The sequence below is a fragment of the Occultella aeris genome (assembly GCF_902703175.1).
Lineage (GTDB): Bacteria > Actinomycetota > Actinomycetes > Actinomycetales > Beutenbergiaceae > Occultella > Occultella aeris.
In genome coordinates this window covers 126,647-146,784 of sequence record NZ_CACRYJ010000053.1, presented here as the reverse complement: position 1 = coordinate 146,784, position 20,138 = coordinate 126,647, and the positions used below count along the sequence as shown (strand labels likewise).

The window sequence follows — 20,138 nt, the reverse complement described above, 5'->3', positions numbered from 1 at the left end:
GCGTGCGGTCGACCCATCTCGGCGGTGGGTCGCCGTCGGCCTACTCGAACAGGTGGCGGTTGGCCCGGGACCAGGCGACCCGGGCGGCCAGTACGTCGAGGTAGCCCTCGTTCACCCACCTCGCCTGGGGTAGCACGCCTTCGTTCGCGAGCGCCCGGACCTGGTCGGCCGTAGTCTCCTGCCGCGCGATGACGGCGTCCAGAAGCCCTGCGCTCGAGCCGAGGCCGTAGGCCGCCGCGAACACCTCGGTGCGCCGACGTCGGTCAGGTGGCAACGTGAACCCGTGCCAGCGCACCGCCTCGGCGTCATCCCGGAACGGCGCGAAGTACTCGAGCGCGTATGCGACGTCGTCGAGCGCCGGGCCGGGGTAGGCGTGATCCCAGTCGAAGAGGCCGGTCGCCACGCCACCGGTCCAGGCCATGTTCCACGGGCCGGGGTCGCCATGACAGATCACGGACGTTTCGGCGGCCGCGTCGGATCTGGGCGGGTGGGCCCACCGAGCACTCGGGGGCGGACGCCAGCCACGGGTCGCGTCGTGCACCGCCCGCAGGAGTCGGGCAGCCGAGGCCAGCCCTGGTTCGGTCGCCTGGTACGGCCAGCTGGCCGGCCCGGCATCGCCCGGCACCAGGCGGTCGGTCTCGACGTCCCCCACGATGCCGAGTGGCTCAGGGACCACGTCGGCCAGCCCGTTCGCGGCCAGGTGGCGTAGCAGGGCATGCACGGTGGTCGTCCAGGCCTGCGCGGGGCGGTGCACGACGTCGCCGACGATGGCAACCCGCAGCTCCTCCGGTTCGCTCACCCGATCAGTACACCAGGGACTACGGCTGGTCGGCCCGCGGCACCCTGCCGTCGTCGGCGGCCGCACGGAGCGCGTCGAAGTCCTGACGGGACTGGTCCGCGTAGGCGTATGCCCACTCCGTGATGGCATCGGTGAGTGCGGCCCCGTTGCCGATGTAGCCGACGATCTTGCTAGCGGTCGGGCTCTGCGAGTGGGCCCGCGCCAGGATGGACGCGCAGGCGGCGACATACTGACGGAACGCGGCCGCGTCGAGCGAGTCGAGGTCGATCGAACCCTTCATGTCGTGGAACTGACGCAGGTAGTAGTCCCGCCCAGCCACCTGCACGTGGCCGAGGTAGGGATCGGAGACCCCCTGGAGGACGCGCTGCAGCGCCACCACGCGTAGACCGTTGCCGGCCGCCGCGATCCCTCGGGCGATGTCCGGTGGTTGCTCGACGCGCCCGTACCGGACCAGGACGGACTCGCCTGCCTCCTTCACCTGCAGGAGCATCACGTCATCATCCGCGCCGCCCATCAGGTGCAGATAGCACCGCGTACCGACGCTTCCCACACCGACCACGCGCCGAACGAGATCCAGTGGTTCGTACTGGCGCAGGACGACGGCGATGTCGACGCTCATGCTCGAAAGGACGCGCTCGACGATGTCCGTCATGGCCTCGACGACGGCGCCGCTCGGGTGCGTCATCGTCGGCGGGGTCTCGACGAAGCGCAGCCGTCCGTCCGGGCCGCGTTCGGTGGTGCGCCGGACCGCCCGCTCGGCGGTCCGCTTGCGCGCCGACTCGACCGCGCCCTTCATCGCCGTGCGCGAGGTCTTGTCGAGCCACCCCCGCGCCTTGGCCTTGCCGGTGTGCATGAAGTAGCGGGCCGCCGGAGACAGCGCGGCGAGTTCCTTGAGGCCGGCGGCATAGACCGCCACGGCTTCGCGAGCGGCCCGCTCGGTCTCGGCAGCGGCGTACCCCGCGTGTCTGCCGCCGATGACGGCGCTCGTGACGAGGCGCTTGAGATCCCACTCCCATGGTGCGGCGGCCGCCTCGTCGAAGTCGTTCAGATCGAAGGTGAGGCGCCGCTCGGGGGTCGCGTAGATGCCGAAGTTGCTGAGGTGGGCGTCACCGCAGGCGATGACCGGCAGCCCGGAGCTCGGGGAGTCGGCGAGGTCGAGAGCCATCAGGCCCGCGGTGCCGCGATAGAAGGCGAACGGGTCCTGGAGCATCCGTGCCATCCGGAGCGGGACGAGTTCGGGCAATCGGTCGGCGTTCTGCTCCCTGAGGTGGGCGACGGGGTCCCGGTCGGACGTCGCCAACGTGCCGAGGGTGCGGCGCGGCGCCACCTTGCGTGTCTGCCGGCCCGCCGCGTGCGCGGCCCGTCGCGTCGGGTACCGCTCGATCCTGTTGTGGCCGGTCACGGTCACATCATTCACCCTGCGCGGGACCGCACGCCCGCTCCGGTGGACGGGCGGCGGTGGCGGGGGTCAGCCGATCCGGCGGTAGGTCACGCCGAGCGTGTTCTCGTCGTGCGGCGGGACGTGCAGTCCGTACAGTGTCCCGAGCGCGTCCGTGAGCTCCGGCAGCCGGCCCTGCGCGGCGAGGTCCCGGGCCCGGGCGGTGGGGGAGTGCACGAGGACGCCGGCGAAGTGGCGCAGGGCCCGCTCGACGTCCTCGGAATGCTCGCCGCGCTCGCGGGCGCGGGCGATCTCGGCATCGAGCAGTTCCTCGATGTGGCCGCGGTAGGCCACGATCGCGGGGCCGGCGGTCTCGGCGGCCGTACGGGTCTCGTACTCGCGGGCCGCCGCAGCCACCAGGTCATGGGCCTGCGCGCTCGCGTTCAGTTCCGCCACCGGGGCGTGCCGGCTGATCGTCTCCAGGTCCAGCAGGTCCACGCCGGGCACGGTCGTGACGTCCTTGGCGACGTTGCTGGGCAGACCCAGGTCGATGACCAGCAGCGCCCGCGCGTCCGTGCCGCGGGCGGGCGCGAGTCGCTCGGCATCCAGGGCCGGCACGTTCGTTGAGGTGATGATCAGATCCGCGCGCCCGAGCGCGGCCGGCAACTCGGCCGCGCCGACGGGCCGGACGCCCTCCCGGCTCGCGAACATCTGCTCGCGCCCGGACGGTGAGGACACATCCACGGCGGCGACCCCGCGCTCGCGCAGCGCCGCCAGGGTGGTCCGCGCGTACGCACCGGTGCCGATGATCAGCACCCGGGCGCGGGCCCACTCCGGGATCCGACTCTCGGCGAGGTCCAGCGCCAAGCGCACCATGGACCGGCCGGCCGCGTTGATCCCGGTCGTGTTCTTCACGCCGCGGGAGGTGGTCGAGGCCATCTGGAACAGGCGCTCCAGGGCACCGGTCGTGGCGCCGGCCTCGCGGGCGTCGCTGAGCGCGCGGCGTACCTGGCCCGCGATCTCGTCCTCGCCCACCACCACGGAGTCGAGGCCGCTGGCCACCGCGAACAGGTGCGCCGCCACCCGGCTGGAGGTCATCACGCGGGCCTTGGCCCGCAGGTCGTGCGTGGTCAGCCCCGCCGGCCCGGCGAGGCGCCCGAGCGCGGTCTCGACGGCCGCCTCGACGTCCGCCTCGGACTCGGCGTCCACGTCGAGGTAGGACTCGTGCCTGTTGCACGTCGCGACCACGACGGCGCCGCGCACGCCGGCGTCGGCGAGATGCGCCGTCGGGTCCGGATGCGCTGCGGAGAGTCGCTCGAGGACCGCGAAGCTCGCGGTCCGATGGTTCGCACTCACACACACCAGCACGCCCGCCATCGTACGTCCGCGGCCCGCTGATCGTTATGACGCGGTGTCCGAACCCTCGCCCACGATGCGCGCGAGGGTGGCGGCGAGCGGTCCGGGGTGGGAGATCATGCCCATGTGGCCACCGGGTACCAGACCCAACTCGAGACCCAGCCGCTCCGCGGCGATCCGCCGCTGGAACGTCGGCGGGAAGAGCCGGTCGTCGGCGAACGCGAGCACCGTGGTCGGCAGGTCCGGCCACGCCGGCAGCGGCCAGGGCGCGACGAACGGCGTGCCCGATTGTGGCCGATCCCACCACCTGGCCTGCTCGATCTGCGCCGGGGTCAACCCGTTGTAGAACAGGGCCTCGAGGGAGTCGTCGGGTTCCCGGTTCGCGGCGAGGTCGGCGTCGCGGCGCGCGGCGGCTTGACCGGTCGCCTCCCACCAGTCGCCGGGTGCCTCCCCGGGGCGCGGCACCATCGCCGAGAGCAGGACCAGCCGCGCCGAGGTCAGGCGCTCGGCGGCGAGCGGCGCGGTGAAGGCGCCGAACGAGTGGGCCACCAGCACGACGTCCCCGGGATGGTCCGCGGTGACGGCAAGGACGGCGTCCGTGTATGCCCGCAGGTCGGCGGTGTCGTCGGCGCAGGGGAGATCGACCGCCACCGAGTCGAGCCCGACGGCCTCGAGGGCGGCCCGGAGTGGTTGCCAGTAGCCGGGGTCCGACCCGGCGCCCGGAATGAGAGCGAGAAGCGGGCGGCCGTCGGTGGCCCGGTCGTGCGGCGACGTGGTCATGGTGGCTCCCGATGGGTCGTGCGGCTCAGCGTATCCCCCGATGGAACCCGCATTGCCGGGGGCCTCGAGCTCGGTCAGGACGGTCCTCGGTCGGTCCCAGCGCGACGGAGCCGCTCACGGGCCTCGCTCTCGCGCAGTGAGGTGATGGGCTGTCCGACCGTGTGCTGATACTTGGCGTCGTATGCCCTGGTCCAGACGCCGGCCGCCCACGACCGCTCGAGTTCGTCGGCGCTGAAGTCCCGGCCACGCGCATCGCAATACGCAACGAGGAACTGCTCGGTCTCCTCCACGGTGGCAAGGTCGTCCACGTCGACGGTCGAGTACAGGGCGGCTGCCAACCCGACGAGGACGGCCTCGCTGTCGACGGTCATGCTGTCCCAGTCGTGCACCACCAGCAGCGCGTCGCCGCTCCACCGCAGGTTGCCGGCAAGCCAGTCGCAGTGGCCGATCACCGCGTCCGACTCGCCGGCTCGAAGCCTGTCCCGGGCCCGGCGCCCGGCGTCGTCGATCCAGTCCGCGCCGGCCACCTCGTTGAGGTTGACGTCAGGGCCCTCCGGGCGCGGCCACAGTCCGCCCTCGGCGTGGTTCCACGCCGCCCACGACGGTGCCGGTTCGAGGGTCGACACCTCAGCCGGCCGGGGTGCGAGCCGAATCAGCCGCGCGAAGGCCTCCGCAGAGGATCGGACGGCCTGGTCCGTGCTCGGGAGCAAGGCGCCGTCAGGGACGTAGGCTTCCGCGGTTGCGATGTCGCGGCCGAGAGGCACGGCGTCGGTGAGCGGCTCAGGGCACGGATAGCCGGCCTGGAACATGCGGCGCTGGATTTCGACACAGGCCGCGATCCGCGGCGAGTCCGGACGAACCTTGACCACCACCTCGCGGCCGTCGGCGAGCCGCAGCCCGATGACGACAGACAGGTGCCCGGATCTGAAGATCTCCTCCGCAGGCGGGCTGCCCAGGCGCTCCGTGCACCACTGGGTCAAGAGGGCAGGATCGATCGCATCCGCGCGAGAAGACACGTGGACATCCTGACATGAGCGGGGTGACACCTCGGAGCCGAGTGATGTCGCGTCAACCTCACCATGGTCACGACGCCCGCGCCCGAGATGTCAGAATCGAGCGCGTGACCCTCCTGCCCGCCGACCACCCGCTCACGGGTGCAACGGCTTCCTCGCCCCTCGTCCGCGCCTACTCCGGGGAGCGTTCGCCGACCACGCCGGTGTGGTTCATGCGGCAGGCGGGACGATCGCTACCCGAGTACCGGGCACTGCGCACCGGGATCCGGATGCTCGAGGCCTGCCTGGACCCGGACCTGGTCACCGAGATCACCTTGCAGCCAGTCCGCCGGCACGGGGTGGACGCCGCGATCTTCTTCAGCGACATCGTCGTCCCGCTGCGCCTGATCGGTGTGGATGTGGACATCGTGCCCGGCAAGGGTCCGGTGCTGGCGCACCCGGTGCGGACCGCGGCAGACGTCGCCGCACTGCGCGCTCTCACGCCCGACGGCGTCCCCGCGGGCCTGTTCGAGCCCGTCACCACCGCGGTGGGCCGGTTGGTCGGCGAGCTCGGCAGCACGCCCCTGATCGGGTTCGCGGGTGCCCCGTTCACGCTCGCCGCATACCTCGTCGAGGGTGGCCCGTCGAAGGACCAGCTCGCTGCGCGGACGCTGATGCATAGCGAGCCCGAGGTGTGGGCGGACCTGATGTCCTGGCTCGCCGAGCTGACCGGGGCGTTCCTGCTCGCGCAGATCAGCGCGGGTGCCTCCGCGGCCCAGCTGTTCGACTCCTGGGCCGGCGGGCTGTCCCTGGCCGACTACACCGCGCTGGTCGCGCCGCATTCGTCGGCCGCGCTCGCGCCGGTCCGCGACCTGCGGGTGCCCGGGGCGAGCACCGGGGTGGCCGCGAACGGCGGACGCGTGCCGACGGTGCACTTCGGCGTCGGCACCGGCCACCTGCTCGGTGCGATGCACGACGTCGGGGTAGACGTCGTCGGCGTCGACTACCGCACCCCGCTGGACGCCGCCGCCGCGGTCGTGCCCGGCGTGCCGCTGCAGGGAAACGTGGACCCCGCGCTGCTGGCCGCGCCGTGGCCGGTGCTCAAGGCGCACGTCCACGACGTGCTCGCTCGCGGCGCTGCGGCTCCCGCGCACGTGCTCAACCTCGGCCACGGTGTGCCGCCGGACACCGACCCTGAGGTCCTGACCCGGATCGTGGAGACGGTGCACGCGGCCGCGGACCGATGAGCACGCCGCCCGCCGAACCTGACGACGGCGCTTCCGCGCGAGCGCAGAACCCGACCTCGACCGTAGGCGTCGTCGTCATCGGCGGCGGCGTCGCCGGACTGGTCGCCGCGTGGGAGGCGGCCCGCGCCGGCAGCTCGGTCACGGTCCTGGAGGCCGCGGATTCCTTCGGCGGGCTGGTCGGCTCGAACCCGGTGGCGGGCGTGGCTCTGGACTCCGGTGCCGAGAGTTTCGCCACGCGCGGCGGCACCGTCGCCGCCCTCATCGACGACCTCGGGCTCGCCTCCGAGATCGTCACCCCGAGCCGGGTCCCGGCGCGGGTCCACCACGACGGCTTCTCCCGCGCCATGCCCGCCACCGGTGTGCTCGGCATCCCGACCGACCTCGACGCCCCCGGTCTGGCCGAGGTTCTGGGGGCGGACGGCCTGGCGCGCGCCCGGCTGGATCTGGACCTGCCCGTCGACGTCACCGGCGCCCGACCCGCCGCCGGACCGGGCGCCGTCGCCCGTGGCGTCGGTCCCTCGCCCGCCCCGGGCCCGACGCTGGCCGCCCTGGTCACCGCCCGGATGGGCGAGGCCGTCACCGATCGGCTGCTGCGTCCGGTGGTCCGCGGCGTGCACTCGGTCGAACCCGAGGAACTCGCCGCGACGGATCTGCTCCCCGGGGTGCTTGACCGGCTGGCCCGGACCGGGTCGCTTGCCGCCTCGCTCGCCGAGATCCGCGCCGCCGCCCCCGCGGGCAGCGCGGTGCAGGGTGTGCGGGGTGGCATCCACCGGCTCGTCGAGGCGCTCGTCGCGGACCTGACCCGCGCCGGCGCCGACCTGCGCCCGGGCACCCCGGTCGATTCCCTCACGCCCGACGGCGGTGGCTGGCTCGTGCACGCGGGCTCGATCCGCATCCGCGCGGGCAAGGTGCTGCTCGCCAGCCCGCCGCACACCTGGGGCTTCCTGGGTGCGCCGCCGCAACCCGGTGCCACGACCGGCGACCCGGCGCGTACCGACGGCCGCGACGGCATTCGCAGTACGCCCGAGGCGACCAACGCCCTGGCGCGCCTCGCCGCGGACTGGCCCGCGCCGTCGGGCGTTGACCTGGTGACCCTCGTCCTCGACGACACCGCCCTGCCCGAGCACCCCCGCGCCGGCGTGCTCGTCGCCGTCCCCGGCCGCGGTGCCAAGGCACTCACCTACGCCAGCGCCAAGTGGGACTGGGTGGCGCAGGCGGCCGGCCCGGACCGAGCCGTCATCCGGCTCTCCTACGCGGCCGGGATCGTGCCGGGGGACGCTGCCGAACGTGCCACGCTCGCGCTCTCGGACGCGGGCCGGCTGCTCGGGATCACGATCGGAGCCGACGCGCTCATCGACCATATCCGGGTGTCTCTCACGCTGCCCCGCCCGACCCGGGCGTGGGGAATGTCACAGCACGTCGAGGCCGCCCGTTCCACGGTCACTGCGATGGGCTCGCTCGACGTGGCCGGCACGTGGATCGCGGGCACCGGGCTGGCCTCCGTGATCGCCGATGCGAGGGACGCCGGACGGCGGATCTCCGGGTTCTGACGGACCGTCGTCATCGGCATTCTGGTGCGGGTTTATGGTGATCGGGTGACCACCGAGAGCAACGCGTCGAACCCCCAGCAGACGGCCGCCGAGGAGAACCCCGAGGGCTACACACTCTGGTCGGTCCTGCGCCGTGACCCCCACCGCGCCGCGGACGTCTCCGATGCCGCCGTCGCCGAGGTCGAGGCCACCATCGAGCGCTTGGCCGCAGCCGGCGTCACCACGCGCGGGCTCTACGACGTCTCCAGCATCAAGGCCGACGCGGACGCGCTGATCTGGATCCACGGCGACCGCGCCGAGGACCTCCAGGCGGGCCTGCGGGACCTGCGTCGCACCGCCCTGCTGAGCAGCCTCCTACCGACCTGGAACACGCTCGGCATGCACCGTGAGGCGGAGTTCAACGCCCGGCATGTGCCCGCGTTCCTGCGCGGCAAGGAGCCGGCCGCGTGGCTGACCGTCTATCCGTTCGTGCGCTCCCACGAGTGGTACCTGCTGCCCGAGGACGAGCGCCGGCAGATGCTCGCCGACCACGGCCGCCGCGGTTCACAGTTCCGGTCGGTGCTCTCCAACACCGTCGCCGCGTTCGCGCTCGGCGACTACGAGTGGATCCTCGCCCTCGAGGACGACGACCTCGCGAACCTGGTGGACCTGATGCGGGACCTGCGCTACACCGACGCCCGCCGCCACGTGCGCGAGGAGACCCCGTTCTACACCGGCCGCCGGGTCAGCGTCGCCGAGCTCGCGCAGGTGCTGGCGTGAGCACGGTGGACACCACGGAGCAATCGAGCAGCGCCCCCCGACGGGGCCGCAAGCCCGCCCCCGCCACCACCGTGGCGATGGCTCCCGGCGCCGTCGTCCCCGCGGCCCCGCCGGCCGCCCAGGCCGGACCCGAGCACGTGACCGAGCCGGTCGCCTACGACGCGATCGTGCTGGCCGGCTTCGGCGGCCCCGAGGGACAGGACGACGTCCTACCGTTCCTGCGCAACGTCACCGCCGGCCGCGGTATCCCGGACGAGCGCCTGGAGGAGGTGGCCCACCACTACCGAGCGTTCGGTGGGGTGAGCCCCATCAACTCCCACAACCGCCAGCTCAAGGCGGCGCTCGAGACCGAGCTGGCCGGCCGTGGCATCGAGCTGCCGATCTACTGGGGCAACCGCAACTGGGACCCCTACCTCAACGACGCGCTCCGGGAGGCCGACGCCGCGGGGCACCGCCGCCTGCTCGCCATCCCGACCAGCGCGTACTCCTCCTACTCCAGCTGCCGGCAGTACCGCGAGGACCTCGCCGACGCGCTCGAGGACACCGGCCTCGGGGGCGTCCTCGAGGTGGACAAGGTGCGCCAGTACTTCGACCACCCGGGCTTCGTGGCCCCGTTCGTCGACGGTGTCGCGGCCGGGCTGGCCACGCTGCGCGAGCACGGCGCGAGCACCATCGAGGTGCTCTTCGCGACCCACTCCATCCCGATGGGCGACGCGCAGCGCTCCGGCCCCGCCGAGCTCGGCCTCGGCGACGGCGGCGCGTACGCCGCGCAGCACCGTGCGGTCGCCGAGGTGGTCATGGAGGCGATCGGCGAGCCCGAGACGCCCTGGCAGCTCGTCTACCAGTCCCGCTCCGGCCCGCCCAGCCAGCCCTGGCTGGAGCCGGACGTCAACGACGCCATCGCCGAGCTCCCGGCCAAGGGCGTCGACGGCGTGGTGATCGTGCCGCTCGGGTTCCTCTCCGACCACATGGAGGTGGCCTGGGACCTCGACACCGAGGCCATGGAGACCGCCGCCGAGCACCAGATCGCGGCCGCGCGGGTGCCCACGCCAGGCATCCACCCGAAGTTCGTGGCGGGCCTGGTGGATCTCGTCGTCGAACGGCTCGAGGGCACTCCGGTCGCGGCCCGGCCCGCGCTGACCTCCCTCGGGCCCTGGTACGACGTCTGCCGCCCCGGGTGCTGCGAGAACGCCCGCCGGGGCTTCCGACCCGCGGTGGCCGGGCTGGCACCGTGACCGCCGTCGCCCTCACCCGCATCGGCACCCGTGCATCACGGCTCGCACGGACCCAGACGCAGACCGTCGCCGACGCGCTGACCGCCGCGGGGCTGCGCACCGAACTGGTGCCGATGACCAGTGAGGGGGACCGGAGCCGGGCCTCGCTGGCCTCCCTCGGTGGCACCGGGGTGTTCGCCGCGGTGTTGCGGACCGCTCTGCTGGCGGGGGAGTGTGATGCCGTGGTGCACTCCCTCAAGGACCTGCCGACGACCCCGCACCCCGGCCTGGTCGTGGCCGCCACCCCACCGCGTGAGGACGCCCGCGACGCCCTGTGCGCTCGGGACGGACTGACCCTGGCCACCCTGCCTGCCGGCGCCCGGGTCGGAACCGGGTCCCCACGCCGCGCGGCCCAGTTGCGCACCGCGCGCCCGGACCTGGAGGTCGTGGACATCCGCGGCAACGTCGACACCCGCCTCGGCTTCGTCAGCGACGGCGAGCTCGACGCCGTGATCCTCGCCGCGGCCGGGCTGCGCCGCATCGGCCGGGCCGACGCGATCACCGTCGAGCTCGGCCTCGACACGTGGCCGGGCGCACCCGGGCAGGGGGTGCTCGCCGTCGAGATCCGCGAGGGTGACGCGACCGGCACGCCCCTGGCTGCGGCCCTGGCAGGGATCCACGACGTGGACGCCTGGGCCGCCGCGACGGCCGAGCGGTCCCTGCTCGCCACCCTCGAGGCCGGCTGCGCCGCCCCCGTGGGTGCCACGGCAACGGTGTCCGACGGCGTCCTGACGGTCTCCGGGTCGGCGTACCGTCCGGGCGGTGGCGAGTCACGAACCGCCACCGCGAGCGGCCGGCCGGATGAGGCGGCGGCAATCGGGAGCGCGGTCGCGGCCGACCTGATCGCCGCGGGCGCCGGTGCATGGATCACGGGCTGAGGCGTCGATGACGCTCGCCGGTCGCACGGTGCTGGTCCCTCGGGGCGGTAGCTGGGGTGAGCGGGTCTGTGACCTGCTCGCCGAGCGCGGCGCGACCGGCTGGGTGGTGCCGCTGGTGGACACCCGCCCGCTGCACACCGCGCAGGTCCGTGGCGCACTGGACCGGCTCGCCGCGGGCGGTTACGACTGGCTGGTGGTGACGTCGGCGGCCACCGTCGGAGTCCTCGATGCCTCCACGGACGTGCTGGCCAAGGTCGCCGCCGTCGGCCCGGCCACGGCCGCCGCCCTCGAGGGTGCCGGATTCGCGGTGGACCTGGTCCCGGAGTCGGACTTCAGCGCCGAGGGCCTGTTGCAGGCCTGGGAACTCGCGGGCATCGAGGCCGTGTCACGTAGGGCATCGGCGATCCCCAGCCCGTCCCGGGTCCTGGTGCTGCACTCCGAGCTCGCCCGGGACACCCTGGCCGACGGGCTGAGCGAGCGTGGGCACTGGGTGGACAGCGTGGTGGGCTACCGCGTCGAGGAGCTGGCCGTCGAGGGGGCCACTGCCGCGGACCTGGCCGCCGGCCGGGCGGACGCCGCGCTCGTCACCAGTGGTTCCGTGGCAAAGTCGCTGGCCCGGTTCGACCTGCCCGCCGCCATGACCATCGCCTGCCTCGGCCCGGTGACCGCGCAGGACGCGGCCGCCGTCGGCCTCCGCGCGGACGTCGTCGCACCCGAACGCACGATCGAGGCCCTGATCAGGGCACTGGAGGACGTCAGTTGAGGATCCGACCCCGCCGTCTGCGAGCCACCCCGGCCATGCGCCGACTCGTCGCGCAGACCCGCCTGCACCCGAGCGACCTGGTGCTGCCGATGTTCGTCATCGAGGCCGCCGAGTCCCGGCCGATCGCCTCGATGCCGGGGGTGCTCCAGCACTCCCTCGACTCCCTGCGCCGGGCCGCGACCGAGGCCGCCGAGGCCGGGGTCGGTGGGCTGATGCTGTTCGGCGTGCCCGAGGTCAGGGATGCGACCGGCACCGGCGCCACCGACCCGAACGGCATCCTGAACGTGGCCACCGCCGCCGTCGCCGCGGAGGTGGGGGACGCCGTCGTCGTCCAGACGGACCTGTGCCTGGACGAGTTCACCGACCACGGCCACTGCGGGGTCCTGGACGCCGCCGGCCGGGTCGACAACGACGCCACCCTCGAGCGGTACGCAGAGATGGGCCTGGCGCAGGCCCGCGCCGGGTCCGCGCTGCTCGGACTGAGCGGCATGATGGACGGCCAGGTCGCCGCCGTCCGGGACGCCCTCGATGCGCAGGGCCACACCGACGTCGCGATCCTGGCTTACGCAGCCAAGTACGCCTCCGCGTTCTACGGGCCGTTCCGCGAGGCCGTCGACTCCCAGCTGACCGGGGACCGGCGCAGCTACCAGCTGGACCCGGCGAACCGCCGCGAGGGTGCCCGGGAGGCGGACCTGGACGTCGCCGAGGGCGCGGACGTGGTCATGGTCAAGCCCGCGCTCAGCTACCTCGACGTGCTGGCCGACGTCGCCGCCACCTCCCCGGTCCCGGTCTGGGCCTACCAGGTCTCCGGCGAGTACGCGATGGTCGAGGCCGCCGCCGCGAACGGCTGGCTGGACCGGGACCGCACGATCGCCGAGACGGTGCTGTCCATCAAGAGGGCCGGCGCGGACGCCGTGCTGACCTACTGGGCCGTGGAACTGGCCGACCGACTCACTCGTGGGCAGCTGCCCGGAACGGACCCCCGATGACCCTGTTCGACCGCGCCGCCGCCGTGATCCCCGGCGGGGTGAACTCGCCCGTGCGCGCCTTCAACGGCGTGGGCGGGGACCCGCTGTTCCTCGTCTCCGCGAGCGGCCCGCGGGTCACCGACTCGGCCGGGCGGGAGTATGTGGACCTGGTCGGCTCGTGGGGGCCGGCGCTGCTCGGGCATGCGCACCCGGAGGTCGTCGCCGCGGTGCAGGAGGCCGCGGCCCGTGGGCTCTCGTTCGGGGCGCCCACCCCGGGGGAGATCGAGCTGGCCGAGCTGATCCGGGAGCGGGTGGGCGTCGCCGAGCTGGTCCGGCTCGTCTCCACCGGCACCGAGGCCACCATGACGGCCCTGCGGGTGGCCCGCGGGTTCACCGGCCGGGACCTGATCATCAAGTTCGCCGGGCACTACCACGGCCACTCCGACGGCCTGCTCGCCGAGGCCGGGTCCGGGGTCGCCACCCTGTCCCTGCCCGGCTCGGCCGGGGTGCCCGCCGCGTTCGCCGCGCAGACCATCGTGATCGGCTACAACGACCTGGATGCCGTGCGAGCCGCGTTCGCCGCCCACCCCGGCAGGATCGCCGCCGTCATCACCGAGGCCGCCGCCGCGAACATGGGCGTGGTGGCGCCCAACCCTGGATTCAACGCCGCAGTCGCCGAGATCGCCCACGCCGAGGGTGCCCTGTTCATCGCCGACGAGGTGCTCACCGGGTTCCGGGTGGGCCCGGCCGGCTGGTGGGGCCTCGAGGGCGGCTGGACCCCGGACCTGCTCACGTTCGGCAAGGTCATCGGCGGCGGCCTGCCCGTCGCGGCGCTCGCCGGCCGGGCGGACGTGATGCGGATGCTCGCACCGGCAGGGCCGGTCTACCAGGCCGGCACCCTGTCCGGGAACCCGGTGGCGGTCGCCGCCGGCGCGGCGACCCTGCGCCTGGCCGACGGCGGCGTGTACGCCCGGGTGGACGCCGCCGCCGACACGATCGCGGAAGCCGTGCGGGCCGCCCTGGCAGCCGAGGGAGTCCCGGTCGCGGTGCAGCGGGCGGGCAACCTGTTCTCGTTCGCGTTCGGCAGCCCGGGCGAGTGCGGCTGGTCCGGGCCCGGGCCGCGCACCTACGACGAGGTCAAGGCCGCGCAGGCGTGGCGTTACCCGCCGTTCTTCCACGCGATGCTCGACGCCGGGGTGAACCTGCCGCCCTCGGCGTTCGAGGCCTGGTTCGTCTCGGCCGCACACGACGACGCAGCAGTCGAGCAGATCCTCGCGGCCCTGCCCGCGGCCGCGCGGGCGGCCGCCGCGGCCACGCCGGGCTGACCGGAGCCGGCCGATGACCGACGTGAGGTGGTGACCGAACCCACGTGGACGCCGTCGACCTGTTTGGCTACCCTGGTCGATGAGGCCCGAGGAGGGTCTGCGGACGAGGGAGCAGTACCCGCATCGCGACAAGACTGACTCAGAAGGCCTCATCATGGCTTGGTTGATTCTTGTCCTGTCCGGAATGCTCGAGGCGGTCTGGGCCTCGGCTCTGTCCGCCTCAGACGGCTTCAAGCGGGTTCGCCCGTCGGTGCTGTTCGTCGTCGCCATGCTCGCCAGCATGGCCGGTCTCGCGTACGCGATGACGACCCTGCCGACCGGCACGGCCTACGCCGTCTGGGTCGGCATCGGTGCGTCACTGACCGTCGTCTGGGCGATGATCACGCGCAAGGAACCCGCGTCGATCGCGCGGATCGCGCTGCTGGTCCTGCTCGTCGGCAGCGTCGTCGGCCTCAAGGTGGTGAGTTGAGATGCCGTGGCTCATCCTGCTCCTCAGCGCCGTCCTCGAGGCCGTCTGGGCGACCGCGCTCGGGCAGTCGGACGGCTTCAGCGAGTTGGTCCCGACGATCGTGTTCGTCGTCGCCCTCACGCTCAGCATGCTCGGGCTCGGGCGAGCCATGAGGTCCATCCCGATCGGGACCGCCTACGCGGTCTGGACGGGGATCGGCGCAGCCCTCACGGTGACCTACGCGATCGCCACCGGTGCCGAATCGGTCTCGGTGTGGAAGGTCGTGTTCATCCTCGGCATCATCGGCGCGGTCGTCGGCCTCAAGCTGGTGCCGACCCGATCCGAGGCGTCCGCCGCGGGCACTGACGCTGCGGTGGAGTCGGTGCCGACGGAGTCGGATCGGGACTGACGCAATCCTGCACCATCCGTCCACGGCGCGCGCCCGCGAGTGTGCGGATATCGGCGCGCAGTGATCCTAAAATCGGGGCGATGCCATCCGCCCGCCACGCCAGGTCTTCGGTCCCGATCCGACGGTCCGGCCGCCCCACGACCGAACGCGCCCGGAACTCCACACCCACGGATCGAGGGTTGCCCACACGTCGGCCTCGGCATGCCCGGAGGATCCGGCGCGGCCCGCTGAGAACCGCAGCGGTCGGCGTGGTGGGCGCGCTCGCCTTCGCCCTCACCTTCGGCGGCACGGTGTTCGCCCAGTTGCAGTCCGAGGTGGAGGTCATCGATCCGGGCGCTCTGGTCGTGCAGCCCACCGGTGATGATGGCGAGACCGTCGCCCCGGCGCCGCCGGCCGACCCGAACGCGGGCACGGCGCTGAACATCCTCATCATCGGTTCGGACAGTCGCGCCGATGGTGCCGTCGCCGACGGAACCGACTCGGTGCTGGCGGACACGCACATCATCGCCCACATCTCCGCGGACCGGTCCCGCGTCGAACTCGTCTCGATCCCGCGCGACACCATGATCCAGATCCCGGACTGCCCGACGACGTCCGGCGAGACGATCCGCGGCTGGTACGGGCAGTACAACGCGGCCTACGCGACCGGGTGGCAGGTGGGCGGCGACAAGGAGTCCGCGGTCGCCTGCGATATCAACCTCGCCCAGTCGGCCACCGGGCTCATCATCGACGGGTTCGTCCTGGTCGAGATGGGCGGCTTCGTCGAGATGGTCAACGCGCTCGGCGGCATCGACATCTGCATCCCGGAGGAGATCTCCGCACCCAAGGCGAACCTCTACCTCGATGCCGGGCAGCAGACCCTCACCGGGGAGCAGGCCCTCGGCTACGCCCGCGCCCGCACGGGCGCCGGTCTCGGCGACGGTTCCGACACGAGCCGGATCCAACGCCAGCAGCACTTGATGTCCGCCATGGTGGCGGAGGTCCTCTCCCGGAACATCCTCACGGACGGCCCGGCGCTGTACGGGATGGTCAACGCGGCACTCGGCTCGCTGACGATGAGTGCGAATCTCTCGTCCCTGACCGGCATGGCCGGTCTGGCCCTGAGCCTGCGGTCCCTCTCCGCTGATGACGTGGTGTTCCTCACCACCCCCTACGCCGCGTACCCGCAGGACCCGAACCGGGTCGTCTGGACCAACGCGGTCGATGACATCTGGGAAGCGATGGCCGCGGACGAGCCGATCCTCGGCGCCGAGGACTCCGACGGTGCCACCACGCCGGGCGCCTCGGCGACCACCACACCGGGCGACGTCGACGCCCCAACGGGCGCGCCGCCGTCGGACAGCACGGAATCGGAGGGAGCAGCCTCGCAGGCGCCGTCCGAGGCCGGGACGACCGGTGCCAGCGCGGGTGATCTCACCGGCGCCTGCTGACGCCGGTAGTGGGACACTCGAGGCATGAGCTCCGTCGCCGACACTGAGTCCACACCGACGCGCGCCCCGTACCGGACCACCGCGCGGGTGTGGCAGTTCGTCGCGTTCGGCCTCGCCTGCGCGGCATTCGTGCTGCTGCTGGTGATGCCGCTCTATACGGGAACCACGACCACCCCCGAGGGCACCGAGGACTTCACGGCGACGCTGGTGGAGGTGAACGGACCCGGGGTGCTGGTTCCGCTGCTCGTACCGGTGCTGCTGACCGTGGTGCCACTGCTGATCCCGAGCGGGCGGCTGCCCGGGGTGACCATCGCGTGTGCGGCGCTGCTCGTGTTCCTGATGGCGCTCGGTGGTGCGTCGATCGGGCTGTTCTACGCGCCTGCCGCCATCGCGGCCGTGGTCGCCCTGCTGGTCCGGCGGCGCTCAGGGCAGGAGTGAGGCCCGGTTGTAGTTCAGGGCGTGGTCGCACCTGCCCCAGGGCGGCGCACGGATGACAGACTCGTGCCCATGACTGCACCTACCCTGACGTTGACCTCCGGAACCACCATCCCCGCCCTGGGTCTCGGCACCTGGCCGATGGACGACGCGGATGTCGCCACGGCCGTCGAGACCGCGATCGGCGCGGGCTACCGGCTCATCGACACCGCCGAGAACTACGGCAACGAGGCAGGCGTGGGCGAGGGCGTGCGCCGCTCCGGGATCGACCGTGGCGAGGTGTTCCTGACCACGAAGTTCAACGAGAAGTGGCACTCCTACGACGGCGTCCGGCAGGCGTTCGAGGCCAGCGCGGCCCGGCTCGGTGTGGACTACATCGACCTGTTCCTGGCGCACTGGCCCCGGCCCGCGTTCGGCGGGTTCGTCGAGGCCGTACGAGGCCTCGTCGCACTGCGTGAGGAGGGGCTGATCCGCGCCGTCGGGGTCTCGAACTTCAAGCCCGCGCACCTGCAGGCGGTCCTCGATGCCGGCCTGGTGCCGGACGTGAACCAGATCAAGCGCGACCCTCGCAACCCGCGTCGCGCCGAGCTGGCCTTCCACGCCGAGCACGGCATCCTCACCGAGGCCTACACGCCCCTCGGCAAGGCCGGTGACCTGCTCGCCGAGCCCGCGATCACGCAGGCCGCGCAGGCGCACGGGCGCACCCCGGCCCAGGTGGTGCTGCGCTGGCACACCCAGACCGGGGCGGTGCCGATCCCTAAGTCCGCGAACCCGGGGCGGATCGCTGAGAACATCGCGATCTTCGACTTCGAGCTGACTGCCGACGAGATCGCCGGGATCGACGCCCTCGACACCGGCGACGCGGACGTGGCCGACTCGGACGTCGTCGGCCACTGACCCGGGTTCGGGCCGCGTGGTCAGCCGCGGTGCAGGGCCTCCGCGACATCCTTGAGCCGGGACAGCCGGGCGTCCCAACCGCGGCCGATCGTCTCGAGGTGCCGGGCGAGCTGACCGAGCCGGGCACCGAGGGCGCGGTAGCGGATCGCCCGGCCCACCCGGACCGGCTCCACGAGCCCGACGGCCGCGAGCTGCTGCAGGTGCTTGGCGATCGCCTGCCGTGAGATCGGCAACTCCTCGGCGAGATCGCTGGCCGAGGCGTCCCGGTCGCCGAGCACCGCGAGAATCTCCCACCTGGTCGCGTCCGCGAGGGCCGCGCACAGCGGCACCGGGTCGAGCACGGCGGTGCCCGACGGCGCACCTCGCCTCGCGAGGGCGGGCGCCGCTCGGTCGGTGGTCGGCGGGGGCGTCATCGCACGGCCTGGAGGTCGGCGGGAGTGGCCCGGCCCGCGGTGTAGTCGCGGAGGGCGTCCAGGACGGTGTTCCAGCCGCCGGTGTTCTCGTCCATCGCGGCGCGCCGGGCGGCCGCGTCGAGGCGGTCGAAGCCCGTCTCGAGGACGGTGACCGTGGTGGTGTCGCCGTCAGCGGCGAGGGTGAACCGAACCTGTGTGGCGGCCGCGGACTGCTCCAACGCGGTGGTGTCCAGATCGCCCCAGGTGAGGGCGAACGCGGACTGCGGTTCGAGTTCGTCGATGCGGACCGGGAACGTGTGGTCCTCCCAGACGAAGTGGCCAAGGGAGCCGGCCCGCCAGCCGTCCGGGAACTCCGAGGGGTGGCCCCACCAGGTGGCGATGTGTTCGGCAGAGGTGAGGGCGGTCCAGACGGTTCGGATCGGTGCCTCGATCCGGATCGTGCGGGTGATGGTGCCTGCGTCGAGGTCGGCGACGGCGTGGTCGATGCTCATGGGAGATTCTCCTGGTCAGTAGCTGCTGTGTGGTTGATCGAGGCGTGGCCGATTCAGCGAGTGCCGAATCGAGTCTGCTGCAATCGTTCGGTTGCAGTTAAACCATAGATCACGGATGACAATGGCGCAACGTTTCGGTTGCAGTCCCGGAGGGACGGTCGATCGATAGGGTCAAGTCATGTCCGACACCCCGGCCGTCGGCGGCAAGCGTGACCCCGACCGCCACCGCAGACCACCGCTGACCCGGCGGTTCGCCCACCGGGTCGCGCTCGTGCTGGCCGCGGTGGCGTTCGTGGTCCTGGTGTTCGTGCCGATCTTCCTGGTCCCGGGTCAGGCCGCTACGGAGTCCCCGGCGGACATCGAGCGGATCAGCCTGATCGCGCTGAGTGGTCCGGCCGTGCTGGGTGTTCTCGCGGTCCCGGTGCTGCTGGCCGGGCTCCCATTGTTCGTGAAGGGCCGGATCACCGCGGTGCTGACCGCTGTGCTGCTGATCGCGTTCGCCCTCTTCACGCTCCTGGGCATCGGCGTCTTCTACATTCCCGCGGCCCTGACCGCGGTCGTCGCACTGTTCCTGCCCAGCGACGACTGAGCGGACCGGTCGCCCCCCACCGCCGTCAGCTCATGGCAGGTCAGGGCTCAACTCGCGGCGGAAGAACTCGACGGTGCGACGCCAGGCCTCCGCCCGCCCGGCGGTGTTGGCATGAGGCGACCCGCCCATCTCGAAGGTCACGCCAGGGCCGGGCGAGAGGGTGCTCGTGAACGGGGGCCCGGAAGGCCCGGCGATGGGGTGCCCCACGCCGGTCAGCACCACGTGCTCGATGTCACCGGCTCGGTCGTGGGCGGCCAGCCGGTTCACGGCTACTCGGGTGTAGGCGTCGCTGGGCCACATCCGGTCCTCGTCGCCGCAGATGGAGAGTACCTTCCCGGAGATGCGCTCGACCGGGATGCTCACGCGTTCGAGCTCGTCTGGGTCGGTCGGCACCGGCGGGAACGCGACGCCGAGCGGCACCGGCTCGGTCGCGGCCACGAGCCGGTCGATCTCGTCGAGGTTCCCGTACGGCAGGTAGGGGAGTCGCTCGCCGCCGAGCGTCCAGGACGCGACCTCGCGTCGCAGGATCTGGGGCAGGAGCCCGGCGCCGTAGTCGATGCCCTGCGTGACCACACCGCTGCCGGCGATGCTCGCCACCGCGCCGACCCGGTGGTCGTGCGCGGCGACCAGCAGGGCGGCCTCGCCGCCCCGGGAGCCGCCGGTCATACCGAGGGTCCGGCCCTCGCTGACCGACTCGAGCAGGTCGAGGCCTCGTGAGAAGAGTTCGAGCGGGATGTCCACGAGGACCCGCGTGAGCCCGCGGTCGGCGAAGTAGGAGAGGGCGAGCACGGTGAACCCCTCAGCGGCGAGGACCATCGCATCCTGGTCGTGCCGTCCGCCCTCGGACCCGCCCACGAGGAGGACGCCCGGCGCCGGCGCGTCGGTGCGCGGCGTGCAGAGCAGCCCGACGAGGCCATGCTTGCGGATGGGGGTCTTGTCGACGTCCATGAACCATGG

The 20,138-nt window shown here is 72.8% G+C and carries 22 protein-coding genes and 1 riboswitch; of the genes, 14 read left to right on the top strand and 8 right to left on the bottom strand.

What is annotated here, in order from left to right; translation table 11 throughout:
* Positions 1 to 40: 40 nt before the first annotated feature.
* From HALOF300_RS18175 to HALOF300_RS18155, 5 genes are all read right to left on the bottom strand, one after another.
* Complete coding sequence (locus tag HALOF300_RS18175) at positions 41 to 799, bottom strand: phosphotransferase (RefSeq protein WP_156742316.1); 759 nt, start codon at positions 797 to 799, stop codon at positions 41 to 43.
* 19 nt (positions 800 to 818) lie between these two features.
* Positions 819 to 2,201 carry a DUF2252 domain-containing protein gene (locus HALOF300_RS18170; RefSeq protein WP_231955570.1) on the bottom strand — a complete coding sequence of 461 codons (1,383 nt, stop codon included), beginning with the start codon at positions 2,199 to 2,201 and terminating at the stop codon, positions 819 to 821.
* 66 nt (positions 2,202 to 2,267) lie between these two features.
* Positions 2,268 to 3,533 (bottom strand): glutamyl-tRNA reductase, encoded by a 1,266-nt coding sequence (locus HALOF300_RS18165; RefSeq protein ID WP_231955569.1) that lies wholly within the window; start codon positions 3,531 to 3,533, stop codon positions 2,268 to 2,270.
* Between the two features lie 45 nt (positions 3,534 to 3,578).
* Positions 3,579 to 4,313: an alpha/beta fold hydrolase gene (locus HALOF300_RS18160; RefSeq protein ID WP_156742314.1), complete on the bottom strand. Its 735-nt coding sequence runs from the start codon at positions 4,311 to 4,313 to the stop codon at positions 3,579 to 3,581.
* Between the two features lie 74 nt (positions 4,314 to 4,387).
* Positions 4,388 to 5,329, bottom strand: coding sequence for a phosphotransferase (locus tag HALOF300_RS18155; protein ID WP_197522653.1), 942 nt, complete (start codon positions 5,327 to 5,329; stop codon positions 4,388 to 4,390).
* Positions 5,330 to 5,433: 104 nt separating this feature from the next.
* On the opposite strand from HALOF300_RS18155, the gene hemE reads away from it, so the two are divergent.
* The 13 genes from hemE (at position 5,434) to HALOF300_RS18090 (ending at position 17,688) form a co-directional block, all read left to right on the top strand.
* Positions 5,434 to 6,552: a uroporphyrinogen decarboxylase gene (hemE, locus tag HALOF300_RS18150; protein WP_231955567.1), complete on the top strand. Its 1,119-nt coding sequence runs from the start codon at positions 5,434 to 5,436 to the stop codon at positions 6,550 to 6,552.
* Positions 6,549 to 8,102, top strand: coding sequence for a protoporphyrinogen/coproporphyrinogen oxidase (locus HALOF300_RS18145; protein WP_156742312.1), 1,554 nt, complete (start codon positions 6,549 to 6,551; stop codon positions 8,100 to 8,102). Before hemE ends, HALOF300_RS18145 begins: the two co-directional genes overlap by 4 nt.
* Positions 8,103 to 8,147: 45 nt before the next feature.
* A complete protein-coding gene (gene hemQ / locus HALOF300_RS18140) occupies positions 8,148 to 8,861 on the top strand; it encodes a hydrogen peroxide-dependent heme synthase (RefSeq protein WP_156742311.1) in 714 nt (237 codons plus the stop codon).
* Positions 8,862 to 8,938: 77 nt separating this feature from the next.
* Positions 8,939 to 10,096: a ferrochelatase gene (locus tag HALOF300_RS18135; protein ID WP_156742366.1), complete on the top strand. Its 1,158-nt coding sequence runs from the start codon at positions 8,939 to 8,941 to the stop codon at positions 10,094 to 10,096.
* Positions 10,093 to 11,013: a hydroxymethylbilane synthase gene (hemC, locus tag HALOF300_RS18130; RefSeq protein ID WP_156742310.1), complete on the top strand. Its 921-nt coding sequence runs from the start codon at positions 10,093 to 10,095 to the stop codon at positions 11,011 to 11,013. The genes HALOF300_RS18135 and hemC overlap by 4 nt, the downstream gene beginning before the upstream one ends.
* Before the next feature lie 7 nt (positions 11,014 to 11,020).
* Entirely contained in the window at positions 11,021 to 11,776 is a 756-nt protein-coding gene (locus tag HALOF300_RS18125) for a uroporphyrinogen-III synthase (protein WP_156742309.1), read from the top strand.
* The gene (gene hemB / locus HALOF300_RS18120; RefSeq protein ID WP_269455310.1) at positions 11,773 to 12,765 is read left to right on the top strand and encodes a porphobilinogen synthase; all 993 of its coding nucleotides are present in this window, start codon (positions 11,773 to 11,775) and stop codon (positions 12,763 to 12,765) included. The genes HALOF300_RS18125 and hemB overlap by 4 nt, the downstream gene beginning before the upstream one ends.
* The gene (locus HALOF300_RS18115; protein WP_156742308.1) at positions 12,762 to 14,069 is read left to right on the top strand and encodes a glutamate-1-semialdehyde 2,1-aminomutase; all 1,308 of its coding nucleotides are present in this window, start codon (positions 12,762 to 12,764) and stop codon (positions 14,067 to 14,069) included. Before hemB ends, HALOF300_RS18115 begins: the two co-directional genes overlap by 4 nt.
* 78 nt (positions 14,070 to 14,147) lie before the next feature.
* Positions 14,148 to 14,213: riboswitch (guanidine-III (ykkC-III) riboswitch) on the top strand.
* 10 nt (positions 14,214 to 14,223) lie between these two features.
* A complete protein-coding gene (locus HALOF300_RS18110) occupies positions 14,224 to 14,538 on the top strand; it encodes a DMT family transporter (RefSeq protein ID WP_156742307.1) in 315 nt (104 codons plus the stop codon).
* Between the two features lies 1 nt (position 14,539).
* A complete protein-coding gene (locus tag HALOF300_RS18105; protein WP_156742306.1) occupies positions 14,540 to 14,926 on the top strand; it encodes a DMT family transporter in 387 nt (128 codons plus the stop codon).
* A 251-nt stretch (positions 14,927 to 15,177) separates the two neighbouring features.
* Complete coding sequence (locus HALOF300_RS18100) at positions 15,178 to 16,356, top strand: LCP family protein (RefSeq protein WP_197522652.1); 1,179 nt, start codon at positions 15,178 to 15,180, stop codon at positions 16,354 to 16,356.
* Positions 16,357 to 16,380: 24 nt separating this feature from the next.
* Positions 16,381 to 16,794, top strand: coding sequence for a hypothetical protein (locus tag HALOF300_RS18095; RefSeq protein ID WP_156742304.1), 414 nt, complete (start codon positions 16,381 to 16,383; stop codon positions 16,792 to 16,794).
* Between the two features lie 69 nt (positions 16,795 to 16,863).
* Entirely contained in the window at positions 16,864 to 17,688 is an 825-nt protein-coding gene (locus HALOF300_RS18090) for an aldo/keto reductase (RefSeq protein WP_156742303.1), read from the top strand.
* 20 nt (positions 17,689 to 17,708) lie between these two features.
* On the opposite strand, the gene HALOF300_RS18085 is transcribed toward HALOF300_RS18090, so the two are convergent.
* A complete protein-coding gene (locus HALOF300_RS18085; RefSeq protein ID WP_197522651.1) occupies positions 17,709 to 18,101 on the bottom strand; it encodes an ArsR/SmtB family transcription factor in 393 nt (130 codons plus the stop codon).
* Complete coding sequence (locus HALOF300_RS18080; protein WP_156742302.1) at positions 18,098 to 18,592, bottom strand: SRPBCC domain-containing protein; 495 nt, start codon at positions 18,590 to 18,592, stop codon at positions 18,098 to 18,100. Before HALOF300_RS18080 ends, HALOF300_RS18085 begins: the two co-directional genes overlap by 4 nt.
* A gap of 178 nt (positions 18,593 to 18,770) precedes the next feature.
* Here HALOF300_RS18080 and HALOF300_RS18075 point away from each other — a divergent pair, with 178 nt between their 5' ends.
* On the top strand, positions 18,771 to 19,181 hold the full coding sequence (locus HALOF300_RS18075) for a hypothetical protein (RefSeq protein WP_156742301.1): 411 nt from the start codon (positions 18,771 to 18,773) through the stop codon (positions 19,179 to 19,181).
* A 30-nt stretch (positions 19,182 to 19,211) separates the two neighbouring features.
* Here HALOF300_RS18075 and HALOF300_RS18070 read toward each other — a convergent pair whose 3' ends face one another.
* On the bottom strand, positions 19,212 to 20,129 hold the full coding sequence (locus HALOF300_RS18070; protein WP_156742300.1) for an acyl-CoA thioester hydrolase/BAAT C-terminal domain-containing protein: 918 nt from the start codon (positions 20,127 to 20,129) through the stop codon (positions 19,212 to 19,214).
* Positions 20,130 to 20,138 lie beyond the last annotated feature (9 nt).

Excerpts from the sequence above, each read along its gene's own strand:
- HALOF300_RS18090 (WP_156742303.1), top strand. The coding sequence starts at position 16,864 with ATGACTGCACCTACCCTGACGTTGACCTCCGGAACCACCATCCCCGCC.
- HALOF300_RS18085 (WP_197522651.1), bottom strand. The coding sequence starts at position 18,101 with ATGACGCCCCCGCCGACCACCGACCGAGCGGCGCCCGCCCTCGCGAGG.
- HALOF300_RS18145 (WP_156742312.1), top strand. The coding sequence starts at position 6,549 with ATGAGCACGCCGCCCGCCGAACCTGACGACGGCGCTTCCGCGCGAGCG.
- HALOF300_RS18095 (WP_156742304.1), top strand. The coding sequence starts at position 16,381 with ATGAGCTCCGTCGCCGACACTGAGTCCACACCGACGCGCGCCCCGTAC.
- HALOF300_RS18160 (WP_156742314.1), bottom strand. The coding sequence starts at position 4,313 with ATGACCACGTCGCCGCACGACCGGGCCACCGACGGCCGCCCGCTTCTC.
- HALOF300_RS18125 (WP_156742309.1), top strand. The coding sequence starts at position 11,021 with ATGACGCTCGCCGGTCGCACGGTGCTGGTCCCTCGGGGCGGTAGCTGG.
- HALOF300_RS18070 (WP_156742300.1), bottom strand. The coding sequence starts at position 20,129 with ATGGACGTCGACAAGACCCCCATCCGCAAGCATGGCCTCGTCGGGCTG.
- HALOF300_RS18075 (WP_156742301.1), top strand. The coding sequence starts at position 18,771 with ATGTCCGACACCCCGGCCGTCGGCGGCAAGCGTGACCCCGACCGCCAC.
- HALOF300_RS18115 (WP_156742308.1), top strand. The coding sequence starts at position 12,762 with ATGACCCTGTTCGACCGCGCCGCCGCCGTGATCCCCGGCGGGGTGAAC.
- HALOF300_RS18080 (WP_156742302.1), bottom strand. The coding sequence starts at position 18,592 with ATGAGCATCGACCACGCCGTCGCCGACCTCGACGCAGGCACCATCACC.
- HALOF300_RS18105 (WP_156742306.1), top strand. The coding sequence starts at position 14,540 with ATGCCGTGGCTCATCCTGCTCCTCAGCGCCGTCCTCGAGGCCGTCTGG.
- HALOF300_RS18110 (WP_156742307.1), top strand. The coding sequence starts at position 14,224 with ATGGCTTGGTTGATTCTTGTCCTGTCCGGAATGCTCGAGGCGGTCTGG.
- HALOF300_RS18135 (WP_156742366.1), top strand. The coding sequence starts at position 8,939 with ATGGCTCCCGGCGCCGTCGTCCCCGCGGCCCCGCCGGCCGCCCAGGCC.